11 protein-coding genes are annotated in these 13,676 nt (G+C 61.5%); 5 read left to right on the top strand and 6 right to left on the bottom strand.

Annotation, left to right across the window (positions count from 1 at the left end; all coding sequences use genetic code 11):
• Positions 1-45: 45 nt before the first annotated feature.
• From ABSB13_RS01740 to ABSB13_RS01730, 3 genes are all read right to left on the bottom strand, one after another.
• Positions 46-1,314 carry an arsenic transporter gene (locus tag ABSB13_RS01740; RefSeq protein WP_428104980.1) on the bottom strand — a complete coding sequence of 423 codons (1,269 nt, stop codon included), beginning with the start codon at positions 1,312-1,314 and terminating at the stop codon, positions 46-48.
• The gene (locus tag ABSB13_RS01735; protein WP_428104978.1) at positions 1,311-2,624 is read right to left on the bottom strand and encodes an MFS transporter; all 1,314 of its coding nucleotides are present in this window, start codon (positions 2,622-2,624) and stop codon (positions 1,311-1,313) included. The genes ABSB13_RS01740 and ABSB13_RS01735 overlap by 4 nt, the downstream gene beginning before the upstream one ends.
• Before the next feature lie 190 nt (positions 2,625-2,814).
• Positions 2,815-5,316 (bottom strand): cation-translocating P-type ATPase, encoded by a 2,502-nt coding sequence (locus tag ABSB13_RS01730; RefSeq protein ID WP_428104976.1) that lies wholly within the window; start codon positions 5,314-5,316, stop codon positions 2,815-2,817.
• 301 nt (positions 5,317-5,617) lie between these two features.
• Between ABSB13_RS01730 and ABSB13_RS01725 the strand changes: the two genes are divergently transcribed.
• From ABSB13_RS01725 to ABSB13_RS01715, 3 genes are read left to right on the top strand one after another with little or no spacing between them, the layout of a single operon-like run.
• Positions 5,618-6,157: a pyridoxamine 5'-phosphate oxidase family protein gene (locus ABSB13_RS01725; RefSeq protein WP_428104974.1), complete on the top strand. Its 540-nt coding sequence runs from the start codon at positions 5,618-5,620 to the stop codon at positions 6,155-6,157.
• Between the two features lie 60 nt (positions 6,158-6,217).
• Positions 6,218-6,508: a type II toxin-antitoxin system Phd/YefM family antitoxin gene (locus ABSB13_RS01720; RefSeq protein WP_428104972.1), complete on the top strand. Its 291-nt coding sequence runs from the start codon at positions 6,218-6,220 to the stop codon at positions 6,506-6,508.
• Positions 6,505-6,936, top strand: a complete 432-nt coding sequence (locus ABSB13_RS01715; protein WP_428104971.1) for a type II toxin-antitoxin system VapC family toxin — start codon at positions 6,505-6,507, stop codon at positions 6,934-6,936. Before ABSB13_RS01720 ends, ABSB13_RS01715 begins: the two co-directional genes overlap by 4 nt.
• A gap of 40 nt (positions 6,937-6,976) precedes the next feature.
• On the opposite strand, the gene ABSB13_RS01710 is transcribed toward ABSB13_RS01715, so the two are convergent.
• The 3 genes from ABSB13_RS01710 to ABSB13_RS01700 all read right to left on the bottom strand — a co-directional run bounded on the left by ABSB13_RS01710 (position 6,977) and on the right by ABSB13_RS01700 (position 11,119).
• On the bottom strand, positions 6,977-9,424 hold the full coding sequence (locus ABSB13_RS01710; protein ID WP_428104969.1) for a glycogen/starch/alpha-glucan phosphorylase: 2,448 nt from the start codon (positions 9,422-9,424) through the stop codon (positions 6,977-6,979).
• A gap of 188 nt (positions 9,425-9,612) precedes the next feature.
• A complete protein-coding gene (locus ABSB13_RS01705; protein WP_428104967.1) occupies positions 9,613-10,374 on the bottom strand; it encodes an alpha/beta fold hydrolase in 762 nt (253 codons plus the stop codon).
• Positions 10,375-10,465: 91 nt separating this feature from the next.
• Entirely contained in the window at positions 10,466-11,119 is a 654-nt protein-coding gene (locus ABSB13_RS01700) for a glutathione S-transferase family protein (protein ID WP_428104965.1), read from the bottom strand.
• A 171-nt stretch (positions 11,120-11,290) separates the two neighbouring features.
• On the opposite strand from ABSB13_RS01700, the gene ABSB13_RS01695 reads away from it, so the two are divergent.
• Together ABSB13_RS01695 and ABSB13_RS01690 are read left to right on the top strand one after the other, a co-directional pair.
• On the top strand, positions 11,291-12,805 hold the full coding sequence (locus tag ABSB13_RS01695; protein ID WP_428104963.1) for a carboxylesterase/lipase family protein: 1,515 nt from the start codon (positions 11,291-11,293) through the stop codon (positions 12,803-12,805).
• Positions 12,806-12,938: 133 nt separating this feature from the next.
• On the top strand, positions 12,939-13,514 hold the full coding sequence (locus ABSB13_RS01690) for a hypothetical protein (protein ID WP_428104961.1): 576 nt from the start codon (positions 12,939-12,941) through the stop codon (positions 13,512-13,514).
• Positions 13,515-13,676: the final 162 nt, after the last annotated feature.

The following is a 13,676-nucleotide window of genomic DNA, read 5'->3' as shown; positions in this document are numbered from 1 at the left end:
CGCCGCCAATATTGCGATCCCCGAAAGGTTTCGGCGCTGGACGGACTAGCGAACGGAGCCGGTGACCAGCAGTCCCGCAATCGCGAGAATCAAAGCCGGCGGCATCACCAACGCACCGAGTTTCAGAAAACTCCAGGCGCTCACATTCTGATTTTCCCGCCGCAGCGCGGACAGCCACAGGATGGTTGCCAGCGATCCGGTAACTGACAAATTCGGTCCGAGGTCCACCCCGATGAGCACTGCGCTGGCGACCTGCCGCGGTACATGCGCAGCAGACACAACCGAGCCTGCCAGCAGACCGGCCGGCAGGTTGTTGACCAGGTTGCAAATCAGGGCCAGAGTCACGCCCGCTATCCAAGTCGTCACCATCGCAGAGCGATCTGCTCCTATCTGCAGAATATGAATGAGCGCTTTGAGCACGCCGCTGCGATCAAGCGCCTCTACCAGCACGAACAGACCGGCCACCAGCGGCAAGATTTCCCAGGAAGCGTCCTTCATCACACTCCACGGTGACTGGCGCTTTAGAAAAAGCACTACGGCGGCAGTCGCGACTGCGGCCACAAATGTCGGCAGTCCAAGGTCAACGCCGAAGCCGGAGACAAGCAGCAGCACGATTCCCGTGCCCACGATGCCACAAGCGGTCATGCGGCCGCCGCTGGACAGGCCAGGTACATCGACCTCAGCGGCCATTACCTCCTGCCGCAGCGAATCGCTCTGCGTGAACCGCAGGACAGCATAGGTAACCGCGATCGACAGGATCGATGGCAACGCGAATCGCCCGAGCCATTGCAGCAGCGGCGGCATGTGGTCGCGGAAGATGATCAGGTTGGCTGGATTTGAGATCGGCAGGACGAAGCTTGCCGCGTTTGCTATAAACGCGCAGATCAACAGGTAGGGCAGCGGGTCCTTCACCTTGGCGGCCTTGGTCGCGGCGAACACGGCTGGCGTGAGGACGACCGCAGTAGCGTCGTTCGACATAAAAACTGTAACTACTGTGCCGACGCCATAAACCAGCGCGAACAGCTTCGCCGCGGAGCCGCCCGCCAAGCGAGCGGCTCGCCCGGCCAGAAAGTCAAACAAACCCTCTTTGCGCGCCAACTCCGCCAGCAGCATCATGCCGCTCAGAAACAGGTACACATCGGTCCCCTTGGCGACCGCTTTCAGCGCGTCGCTCCATGGCAGCAGACCGAACACGATCAGCATGACCGCGCCGGTCACAGCCCAGGTCGCCTCGGGCAGGTTCCAAGGGCGGACGATCACACCAAGGGTGCTCAGCGCGGCGATTGCCCAGATAGTGTCATTGGCAATCGTCAACGCTTCGCCACCGACGTCGGCGCGTGAGCGCCGGCTTTCCAGTCAAGGGTTTCGGGCATGAAGAGCCACAGGATCGCAAAGGCCGCCGCCGCCACGGAGGCCAGGAACAGAAACCCGGCTCGGTCACTGAAGTGGTGAACAATAGATCCGGCGATCGTTTGACTTAGAGCCGCGCCGATTCCCACGGCCGTTGCGATCGCGCCGAGCGTAAGATTAAACCGCCCGGTGCCACGCGTCAGGTCGGCGATCACCAATACGGAAACGACGCCGAAAATGCCGGCGCCGATGCCGTCGAGCACCTGGATGCCGACCAGCAGGTAGAGGTTGTGGGTGAGGGTGTAAAGGACGCCGCGGATCGGCAGCACTCCGAATCCTACGAGCAGCAGGGGCTTTCTGCCCCATGAGCCCGCACTCCGGCCTGCCCGTGCCGCGAGCAGTGTGATCGTGAACTGCGTTGTCACGACACAGGCGGACATGAACATCATCGAAGTGCGACCCTTGCCTTTCGCCAGCATCTCGCCGAGCAGCGGAAGCATCGCTGCGTTGGCGAAATGAAACATGACCGCGCAGCACAGGAAGATCATCAGCGGGTGATCCTCGATCAGTTCCAGGACACTTGCCGGATTTCGATCATCCTCGCCGTCCCTGGCTCCCCTGGCCAGTTCGTAGTCGATCTCGTCGGGGCGGATGAGCAACAGCGACAGGATCGTCGGGACTGCGAGAACCGCGACAAAGAAAAAGACGCCGCGGTTCGAAATGAAATAACCGATCAGCCCCATCATTAGGGCGGCGACCACGTTGCCGGCCGAATTGAATGCCTGGTTTCGTCCTTGGCGGAGATTGAAGAGTCTATGTCCCACAATCCCAAGAGAGATTGCGGCGATGGCAGGCATGAAGAAACTGGACATTGCGCCGATAAGCACTTGCGCTGTCACCACCGGCCAGAACGACGGAAAGAACGCAATGAAGAGAGCGCCGATAGCCAAGGCGGCCACTCCCGCCGCAATCAGCGCTCTTTTGGACTTGAGCCGGTCCACCAAAGCGCCGGCCGGTGTTTGCGATGCGATACCGGCGATTCCTCCAATCGTGAGTGCAAGGCCCACGCGCTGCTCGTTCCAGCCATAGCCGGCAAGGTAGATCGCGAGGAACGGCCCCACACCGCTTTGCACGTCGGCGAGCAGGAAGTTGAGCCAGTCGAGTCCGCGCAAGCTCCGCGCGGAGGGCCGCCTGTCCGGGTCCGAGTCGCGAGTAACGATAGTTGGCCTATCGTCCGCTTCGGACACTGTGGCGCGCGGCGGTCGTCGCGTCATTCGAGAAGCTCTTCAGGTTCGGCAGAGTTGCGCATCGCCAGCCAGTTGCGGCCCAAGTGAGCATGGCATTGGGCAATTGTACTCCGCCTGAATGCAAAGGATCGAATGCGACCGGCTAGAAAGGATGATGCGGCGATGTCTCGGTTAGCGCATGGCGACAATGCCCGGTCACAGACGTGATCGACAAAACCTATCTGACGCTGCGGGTGCCGAACGCGCGCCAACCGACGGCGATCGCCGCCGCCAATATTGCGATCCCCCAATCGGCGGGAGCAATCGGGCGGATCATCAGCAGCTTAGCCAGCGGCGGCGTCAGCATGAATGCCGGCAGACTGGCGGCTACGGCAAAGATCACAAGCCAGAATCGCCGCTGCTCCGGCGCGCGAACCCGCCACCATCGACGGGTCCCTGCGTACTCCGCCCAGACCAGAAACAGGCTCCCCACCACGGCGACGACCATCGCGACGCTGCGGGCGTAGTTCTCGCCGTCGCGGAGTCGAAGCGCGAAGAGCGCAAGCGCCATCACCGTCAGCAGCGCCCCGGATAAAGCCGCACGGTAAGCGGCGGGTCGCTCGACGATCGGCGCTGAGGGAGGACGCGGCGGCCGCCGCATCACGTCATCGACGGCGGGCTCGCCCTCGAAAGCGAGCGCGGAGACCGGGTGTACGATCATCTCGAGCCACACCAAATTCACCGGCAATAGCAGCAGCGGCAGGCCGAAGACCGGCGCCAACAGCGTGAGCGATACCAGCATCACCTTGAAGCCGACCAGGTAAAGGAAGGCGCGCTGAATGTTGTCGAGCAAAATCCGGCCTTCGCGAATCGTTGCGACCATCGCGGAGAAATCGTCCTCGAGCAGCACGATGTCCGCAGCCGCGCGTGCGACCTCCGTTCCGCGCCGGCCCATCGCCACGCCAATGTCCGCCCGGCGCAGCGCCGGCGCGTCGTTTATCCCGTCGCCGGTCATCGCGACGACTTCGCCCGCGCGCCTCAGCGCCTCGACGATCGCATATTTTTGTTCGGGGCGGATGCGCGCGAAGATGCTGCAGCGGCGAACCAGCCCTTCGAAGGCCGGCTGGTCAACGCTGTCGAGTTGCGCGCCGGTGACGATGCCGTCGTCGCTGTGCGCGATTCCGGCGGCGTCGGCGATTGCGTGCGCGGTGAGCGCGTGGTCGCCGGTAATCAGCTTGAGTTCCACCCCGGCGCGCTGGCATTGCGCGACCGCGTCGGGAACCGCGGCTCTCAGCGGATCGCGAAACCCGAGCAGCCCGAACAGACGAAGCCCGCGCTCGTCCGACCCGCGCACGCCGTTGAATCCGCCCGGCCGCGCATCGCGGCCGGCCACGGCAAGCACGCGCATTCCGCGCCCCGCCATCTCGGCATTGGCGCTCTCGGCGCGAGCGAAATCCGCCTGCGACAGATCGCAATGCTCGATTATCCCTTCCAGCGCGCCCTTCGCCACGATTCGCTGTGCGCCCCCGGCGCCGTCGCCGCTGCTCCAGACGTGCGACATGTGTTTGCCGACCGGGTCGAACGCGTAGTCGTGCTCCAGATGCCATCGCGAGTGAAGCGCATCGACGTTGATCCCGTGCTCCGTGCAATGGGCGAGAATCTTTCTCTCCATCGTGTCGGCGGCTTGAGGCTCGCAGGCGAGCGCGGCCGCCTCGAGCAACGCGTCCTCCGGCATCTCCGGCCCCAGCGGCAGATGCTCCTCGAGCACGAACTCGCCGGCCGTCAGAGTGCCGGTCTTGTCGAGGCAGATGACGGTGGTTGAGCCGAGCGTCTCGACGCTGGCCAGGCGGCGCACCAGGACTCCGTGCTGGCTAAGGCGATACGCTCCGATACTCAGGAACATCGTCAGCACCAGCAGGAACTCTTCGCCAACGGCGGACATCGCGAGGCTGACCGCATACAGAAACGCCTTGCCCGCCGGCGCGCCGCCGAGCATGCGCACGACAAACAGCAGCGCCGAAACGGTAATCGCCACGCCGACCATCCAGCGCACCATGCGCCCGGTCTTGCGCTCAAGCGGGGTAGGACGCGGGCCGACCTCCGCGACCAGGCGCGCCAGGTCGCCATAGCGGGTGCGCTCCCCGGTCGCCGTTACCTCGGCAAACCCCTGGCCCTCGAGCACGCGCGAGCCCGCATACACGCGGCTGTCCTCCGCGGCATCCGGCATGGCTCCGGGTGTTTCGCACGGCCGCTTCGAAACGGGTTCCGCTTCGCCGGTGAGCTGCGATTCGTCGAGCGCGAGATTGGAACTCGAACGCACAACCGCATCGGCGTGAACGATGTCGCCCTCTTTCAGCGCCAGCAGATCGCCGGGGACAAGGTCCGCGGTCGCAGCCTCGGTCTGGACACCGCTGCGAACCACTCGCGCCCGCGGCGCGACGACGCCCGCAAGCTTCTTGAGAGCGGTGCGCGATCGCGCCTCGAGGATTACATCGACGGCAAGCACCGGAACGATCGCTGCGAACAGGACGTACGCGTCGGTCCGCTCGCCCAGCGCGTAGTAAACCGCGCCGGCCGCGGCCAGCATTAATGCCATCGGGTCCGCGGCGGTTCTGAGAAACGCCAGGATTGCGGCGCCGCGCGATGCGCGCACCAGGCGGTTAGGCCCGTACCGCTTCAGGCGCCGCGCCGCCTCGTCGTGACTCAGGCCGCCGAGCGGGTCGGCGGCCGCGGCTGGCATTTTTATCGCCCCTTTCAATGCAACCTGATCGTCTTTTCGAACTTTCTTACTATTGCAATCCGCCTGCCAAATAAGTTGGCTTCTCAGCGGCAGTCAATTGGCGCGGTCGGATACACGTCAGCGCCTCGACGCTGACGCAAACGGTCTGCAACGCGGTGCGCGCCCGATTTTTGATGAAAATGTTCGGCAGGTTACCAATCTCCCGTGGCACGAGTAGTGAACCAATTGTATGTGTATTCTTATTCGCCAGCAGCGCAAATAAATGCCGCCTCATAGCGGATGGCGCCGGAGAGTCATAGTCATGCTGATCCAGGAACTGAGCAGGCAGGAGAGTCTGGACCTGCTGGCCCGTGCGCATCTCGGCAGACTGGCGTGCGCCCAAAAGACTCAGCCATACGTTGTGCCGGTCTATTTCGCCTACGACAATGAGTACCTATACAGCTTCTCCACCGTCGGGCAAAAGATCGAGTGGATGCGCGCCAACCCCAAGGTCTGCGTCGAAGCAGACGAGGTGGTAAGTCCGCAGCAGTGGGTGAGCGTGATCGTCTTCGGCCGCTACGAGGAACTGCCAAATATCCCCGAATGGCGCGGCGCCCGCGAATACGCCCGCAAAAAACTGCTGGAACGCAACGCCATCTGGTGGGAGCCTGGTTACGCGAAAACGATACTGCACGACACAGAACGCCCGCTGGCGGCGTTCTTCTACCGCATTCACATCGTGGAGATTACCGGCCACCGCGCCACCCCTGAGCCGGTGGCGCCGGGTGGCGCAAGGTCGTCGATGACCGGCGCGATCGGCGGCGAATGGCTGCAAAAAATTCTGCGCCCGGTCCGGAAGTAAACTCCGGAGATCGCCCTTCGCCATAGCGCGATGTGACCACATTGTCTATAATGTGGTCTCATGAAAGCATCAGTGCGCGAGTTCAAGGCGCGGCTATCTATGTACCTGCAGAAGGCCGACAACGGCGAGGATGTGATAATTACCTCGCGTGGCCGGCCCATTGCGCGGTTGCTGGCGCTGGCTACGGCGGCCAGCCCGGAGCCGGCCGCCTCGGAACTCCAGCGGCGTCTGAAGCGGATCCCGGGCATGCTCGCGGCCAGGGATGGCAAGCCTCGTGGGTCGTCGCGTCCAATCATTATCGGCCGAGGCCAGAAAGCGGTTGCTGAGTTGGTGCTCCAGGAGCGGAGGTGATCCTCTACCTGGACACCTCCGCTCTCGTGAAGCTCTACGCGCGAGAGCTGGGCAGTACCGAGGTGAAGGAGGCGGTGGCTCGGGCGGATCTGGTTGCGACAAGCCTCGTCGCATATGTCGAGACCAGGTCGGCGTTGGCGCGAAAGCATCGCCTGGCTGACATCGACGACGCTGCCTTGCGGCGGCACAAGCGCGAATTCGAGCGCGACTGGACCCGGCTCAATCGGTTACCGGTCGACGCCACGACGATCCGCCGTGCGGGGGATCTGGCGGAACAATATCGCTTGCGCGCCTACGACGCGTTGCACCTTGCAACGGCCGATTTGCTCCAGGCGGCGATTCGATCGTCGGTCAGCTTCGCCTGCTTCGACGATGCGCTCAGCGGCGCCGCGGCGATGCTGGGCTTGAGGCTGATTGCGGACGCCTGACCGGTTGCTTCGCGCGCGGCTCGATTCGGCGCCGGTCAAGTCATGATTGGCCGAGATGCCATATCTCGCGAGCGTATTCCGCAACCGCACGGTCGCTCGAAAACGCGCCAATCCGCGCGAGATTGAGTATAGCCTTTCGCGTCCAGATCTCCGGATGTTGATACTCAGTCGATACCTCTGACTGGATATCAATATACGAGCCGAAATCCGCCATCAGGAAATAGTCATCGCGGTTGACCAGCGCGTCGCGAACCCATCTGAACAGCCCCGGCTCGCCGGGACAAAAGCGATCGGACGCCAACTCGTCGAGCACCCGCTTGAGTCGCGGGTCAGCGTCGTAGTAGGCGCGCGGCTGGTATCCACCCTTCAACGTGAGATCCTCAATCTGATCGGAGGTCAGGCCAAAAATGAATATATTTTCCGCACCGACGGCTTCGCGAATCTCGATATTCGCGCCATCGAGAGTTCCCACCGTCAGCGCGCCATTCATCGCGAACTTCATGTTGCCGGTGCCGGATGCTTCGCGGCCGGCGGTGGAAATCTGTTCGGAAACGTCGGCAGCCGGAATGATTTTTTCCGCGAGCGAGACCCGGTAATCCGGCAGGAAGGCGACCTTGATCAATTCCCGTGTTTTCGGGTCGTTGTTGATCACCTGACCGAGGTTGTTGATCAACTTGATGATCATTTTCGCCGCCCAATAGCCGGGCGCCGCCTTGCCCGCGAGCAGGTAGCTGCGCGGCATCGGCGGTTCGACGCCGTCATCGACGAGCCGCAGGTACTGATGCACGATTCCCAGCGCCATCAGGAGCTGGCGCTTGTATTCGTGGATACGTTTGGCCTGTATGTCGAACATCGCGGCGGGATCGACGTCCACCTCGGCGAGCCGATTCACGATTCTCGCCAACCGCTCCTTGTTGGCGCGTTTGATCGCCCTGAAGCGCTGCTGGAACTCGGCGTCGTCCGCGAATTTCTCGACCGCGCTCAGCTGCCCGAGGTCTATAGCCCATCCCTCACCGATCGTCGCGTCGAGCAGGCTTGCCAGACCCGGATTCGCCATCGACAGCCATCGCCGTTGCGTGACGCCGTTGGTCTTGTTGCTGAACCGCTCGGGCCAGAGTTGATAAAAATCGGGCACCAGGCGCGTCTTGACAAGTTCCGTGTGCAACTTTGACACGCCGTTCACCGAATGGCTGCCGACGATCGCCAGATGCGCCATGCGGACCTGGACTTCGTAGCCGTCCTGGACGATCGATAAGCGCCTGAGGCGTTCCGGATCGTCGCGCGAGACCGACTCCACGTCCGCCAGAAAGCGCCGGTTGATCTCGTAAATGATTTGCAGATGGCGCGGCACGACTCGTTCCAGCAGGCTCACCGGCCATCGTTCCAGCGCTTCAGGCAGAAGAGTGTGATTAGTATATGCGACCGTGGCGCGCGTAATCTCCCACGCCATCGCCCATTCCTGATCGTACTCGTCGATGAAAACGCGCATCAACTCCGCAATAGTCAATGCGGGATGAGTGTCATTGAGCTGAATAGCCACTTGCGACGGAAAAGTACTGAAATCTTCACCGCGAGCGACGAATCCGCCTACGATATCGTGCACCGCGCAGGCCACGAAGAAATATTCCTGCAGTAGCCTGAGCTCGCGGCCCGCAGCCACCGAATCGGATGGGTACAGCACTTTCGAGATGGTCTCCGAAAGCATCTTCTGCTCGACGGCCTTCATGTAATCGCCGGCGTTGAAGATCTGCATATCGAATTCATCCGACGCGCCGGCTGAATACAGGCGGACAAAGTTCACCGTGCGTCCGCCGTATCCCGCGATCGGCAGATCGGACGGCACGCCGACCAGCACGCGCCGATCCACCCAGGCCGGATTGTATTCGCCGTTGCGATCGATGCGGTGGTCGATTCGCCCGTAAACCGGAATCCGGCATGACTGCTCGGGGCGCGCCACCAGCCACGGCGAGGTTTCGCGCTGCCATGCGTCGGGCCGCTCGACCTGGTAACCGTCGCGAATCTCCTGGCGGAACAGCCCGTACTCGTAGTTGATGCCATACGCGTAGCCGGGCAGATCGAGGGTCGCCAACGAATCGAGAAAACATGCAGCCAGCCGGCCCAGGCCGCCGTTGCCCAGCGCCGCGTCGGGCTCCTCGTCGAACAGGATCCGCAGGTCGATTCCGTTCTCGGCCAGAAAATCGCGGCAGGTGTCGATGATGCCGAGGTTGTAGAGATTGTTTTCCAGCGAGCGTCCGATCAGAAATTCCAGCGAAAGATAATAGAGCTTCTTGGAATTGTTGCGATCGAAACGCAAACGCGTCGCCAGCATCTTTTCGACCAGCATGTCGCGAACCACCAGCGCCGTCACGCGATACCAGTCATGCTTCGACAACTCGCTGCGCCGCTTGGCCATCGAGAACCGGATGTGATGATCGACAAGCTTGTCGAACAGGTTGCGGTTGATTTCGGAAAGTGGAGGAACAGCCATTCTTGAATCGGTCCCGTGGGTCCTCGAGGAATCTCGGAGCAGCCTCCTGGATGATCAATCAGGTTTGCAAACTTGTCGCCAATCAGATCGTGGAACCGATCTCGGCAACCCATACATAATGCCGGTTCGCGGCACCGTTCTCCAGCCAGTCACCGGCAAAGAAGCGAACTGACGCTTGACGATTGCGGCTATGCGGTCACGCGATCGAGGAATGCGCGCACGGCGGCGTTGAACGCGGCGGGCTGATCGATATTGGCGGCGTGACCCGCGTGCGCGAGGATCACTTTTTCCGCGCCGGGAACTTTTGTTGACATGTAATCGGCCGACGGCCGGAACTGCTTGTCGTTTTCGCCGACAAGCACCAGCGTCGGCACCGTGATCGCCGGCAGCGATTCGATCACGCGGCCGTCCTTCTGCGCCAGCATCCCGCGCGCCGCATGCGCAAGCCCTTGCGCGCTGCGATGGCGGGCAACGCTCACTTCGGCGCCGGCGCCGGCGGCAGCGAGTCCTTTTTTCTCGTACGCGACTGCCATGCTTTCGGCGAGCCGGTTCCATCCCTCGCGCCCGTCGTCTTTCCGATAGCCCGGGCCGGTGTCGAACAGCATCAGCGCCAAAGTGCGCGCGGGATGGGCCAGATGAAACGCCAGCGACATGAAGCCGCCCAGCGACAAGCCTGCGATCACGGCGCGATTCGCGCCGCAAGCGTCGAGTACTGCGCCCATATCCGCGATGGTGGCCTCGTGCGAATAGAGCGCCGGATCGTCGGGCGAGTCGGAGCGGTCGTGGCCGCGCATATCCCAGGCGATCAGGTGGTAGCGGTCCGACAGCGCATCCATCTGACCCTCCCACATGCGCGCGCTGGCGCTGTAGCCGTGCGAGAGCAACACGGCGGGCCCGGCGCCGCGCTGTTCGTAGTAGATGCGCACGCCGTCGCGATCGAGATAAGCCATAGTCAGTTCATCCTCGTGCCGTGACGATCGCGGGAGCATCGTGGCGGATACCCCCGCTTTTTTGGCCGATAAAAAATCGCGGGACGAATCCCTAGTGCATGCCGCCGCCGCGCTGCATCACAGCCAGCGCTTCGCCCATCTCGGCCAGCCCCTTCTTTACCGACGGGCGGGTCTGGACGTGGGTCCACCATGCCGCGAGCTTCGGATGTCCGTCGAGCGGTATGACCCCGAACACGGGCATCAGGGTGGTCACGAAGAACATCGTGGGCACCAGCGCACAATCGGCGAGCGTGAAGTTGGCGCCGCAGGCGAAGCCGCCGCCCGCGAGCATCTTTTCGAGCTGGTCGAGCCGGTTTTTGAAGTCGGCCACCTTTTCGGCGATGAGTTTTTCGTCGCGAGTTTTCGGATCCATCTGGCCGAACAGCGCACGCAGGGGAGGCTCGAGGTAGAGGTCGTGGAATCGGGTCAGGATTCGCACTTTGGCGCGGTCCTCGGGGCTCTTGGGAAGCAGCGGCGGAGTCGGGTACTTGTCCTCGAGGTACTCGTTGATCACCTCGGACTCGGGGATGAGCAGGCCGTCGACGTCGAGCGCCGGGGTTTTACCGAGCGGATTGATCTTCGCGTATTCGGCGGAGTGGAGATCGCCGCCGGGAATCGGCGCCATCTCGATGTTGAGTCCCTTTTCGTAGATGACGAGCCGGCACTTGGTGGCAAAGTTCGAGAGATTCATGTTGTAGAGCTTCATCGTCGTCGATTCCTCGCTTGCAGAAGGTTCAAACTCGCTTATCGCAGACGACTGCGCGGCGCGCAAGCCGCTCCTACCGGCCCGGCTGGAACCCGTGGAGGCCAAAAAGGATCTTGCGGTAAGGAGGCCGTCTGTGCATATGTTGCAAGTTCCATTGGGGATTCAGAACGGATGACGAACAGCGAGACGGCGAACCAGCGGCTCGAGGGCTGTGGCGTTATTTCCAAGCTTGCCCTCGGATTGGCCGCTTTCTGCGCATTTACGCTGGGCCCGGTAGTGACCGCATCGGCCAAGACGGCGTCATACCCAGAGCCGTTTGCTATCGCTCAAAGCGGAGTGGTGCTCGGCACAACGGTTAATGGCGTCGACGAATTTCTCGGCATCCCGTACGCCACACCTCCCGTGGGGCCTCTGCGCTGGCTGCCGCCAGAGGCTTTCGGGGAGTTTGCGGGAGGAACTTTCGAGGCGACTCAATTCGGCAATGAGTGCACGCAGCCCGGACCGACTGGCAGCGAGGATTGTCTGTACCTGAATGTTTACACGCCGTCCGGTTCCGAACCTGGCAACGCGGTAGAACAAGCCGGCGACGAGACGACCGCCGCAAGCAAGAAGCCAAGCGGCCTGCCGGTGATGGTTTGGATTCATGGCGGCGGACTTACGGCCGGCGGCGGCGACCTTTACGACCCTACTCCACTCGTGAACCAGGGAGGAGTGATCGTTGTCACGATCAACTACCGGCTGGGAGTGCTGGGATTCCTTGCCCAGGCCGCGCTCGATTCCGAAGGCCATGAACGTGGCAACTATGGGTTGATGGATCAGCAATTGGCGCTCAAGTGGGTTCAGGAGAACATCAAGGCCTTTGGCGGCGATCCGAAGAAAGCGACGATGTTCGGTGAGTCCGCCGGAGGGCAGAGCGTATATTGCAATCTTGCGTCTCCGACCGCGAAACATCTGTTCCGCGGCGCGATCGCCGAGAGCGGATCGTATACAGACTTCCAGGACTACTTTCCTGCTATCGTGCCAATAGAGACTGCAGAGACAACCGATGGCTTCGCGCCGTCGGGCAGTTCCGTCGCGATAAGTGTCGGATGCTCCAGCCATGATGAATATAGGTACTTCGTAGCTGGTGAGTACGACTTAGCGGGGAATCCTATCCTGACCTTCGGTGAATACGCGGATGCAGTCACTGCGCTGTGGACAACGGAATTGGAACCGTACGTATTGGAATACTATCCCTATGCCAGTTACCCTAGCGGCGATCTGGCATTGGCTGCCTCGGGTACCGACGGAGTCTTCAGCTGTCCAGCGCGCAATGCGGATCTGCTATTGTCGAAATTCGTGAAGACCTATGCCTACGAGTTCAATGACGAGAACGCGCCTCCGGGCACCGTAACAGGGGTAAGCTTTCCGCTGGGCGCCTTTCACGGCGCGGAAATTCAATACCTAATGCTTGTAACAGGGGACGTTTTCCCATTTACGACCGACCAGCAGGCACTCTCCGACGCGATGATCAGCTACTGGACGCAGTTCGCGAAGACTGGCAACCCAAACTCGGCTAACGAGCCGACGTGGCCGAAGTACAGCAAGTCAGCCGATGAGTTCCAATCGTTGGTCCCGCCAGCGCCGATGGTCGAGTCCAGTTTTAACGCCTTTCACCAGTGTGATTCGTTCTGGAACCTTTTCTGAGCCAGCCTAACCCCTAACCCCTAACCCCTAACCCCTTCCCATAGTGGATTATCCGGAAGTGGACGGATAGCGCCTCTACCGCTAGGCTATTCCTTGGCGGCGGGAGAGGTAATCTCACCGTCAGGGGGTCGGCATGTCGAAAATCGGTGCGTGGCTTAACGAGCCGGAGTTTAACAGATGGTACTTCAAGTGGAGCCTGTTCGATTGGATCCGCGCAGGTGTCGCAGTGATTGCGATCAGGCTAATTCAGGCCATCCCGTTCCAAAATACTGCGCTCGGCTTTTTGCTCGGAGTTCTGGCCGTTGTGATTGTGGCCGTGCTGTTTGGAGTAAGGCAGCGAAGCGCTGAGTTCCAGCCGTTGATCGTCATTGAGTCGCCCGCTGGCGGCAAGGTGCCTCTATTCAAAATCGTCAAGGGATTCGCCTACCCATCGGCAGCCCTAGTTCAAGTGCTGATTCTGGCCGGTAAGGCGAATGATAGGCGTTGGTTTCCTCAACCCGATGCCGAAATATCGCGTTACGGGTGGACTGCAAAATGCCGATTTGGTGATGCGTCAGCGCCGGTTACGGGATGGGACTTTGATTTCTGTGCGGTAATTCCTAGAACCAGAATCAATGACACAGTGAAGGACATTCCGGCTGACGCTGTCGTGAGCCAGATTATCCACGTCTCTTTGGATCGCCGACTTGTCGATGAGGATCTCCCATAGTTGAAAGTGGCAAATCTAACTGCACGGGTTCGCTGGCGACGTTCTCAGATAGCTGAGACATTCACCAGTGTGATTCGTTCTGGAACCCAATCTGAGCTAGCCTAACCCCTAACCATTCCCATAGGGGATTATGTTGGGCTTAACACCCACGCTTTTGGTGGG

The organism is Binatus sp. (SeqCode) (assembly GCF_050013435.1).
In the GTDB taxonomy this organism is placed as follows: Bacteria; Desulfobacterota; Binatia; order Binatales; family Binataceae; genus Binatus.
Note: the sequence above shows the minus strand (reverse complement) of the source record. Positions and strands in the feature narration are given on the sequence as shown.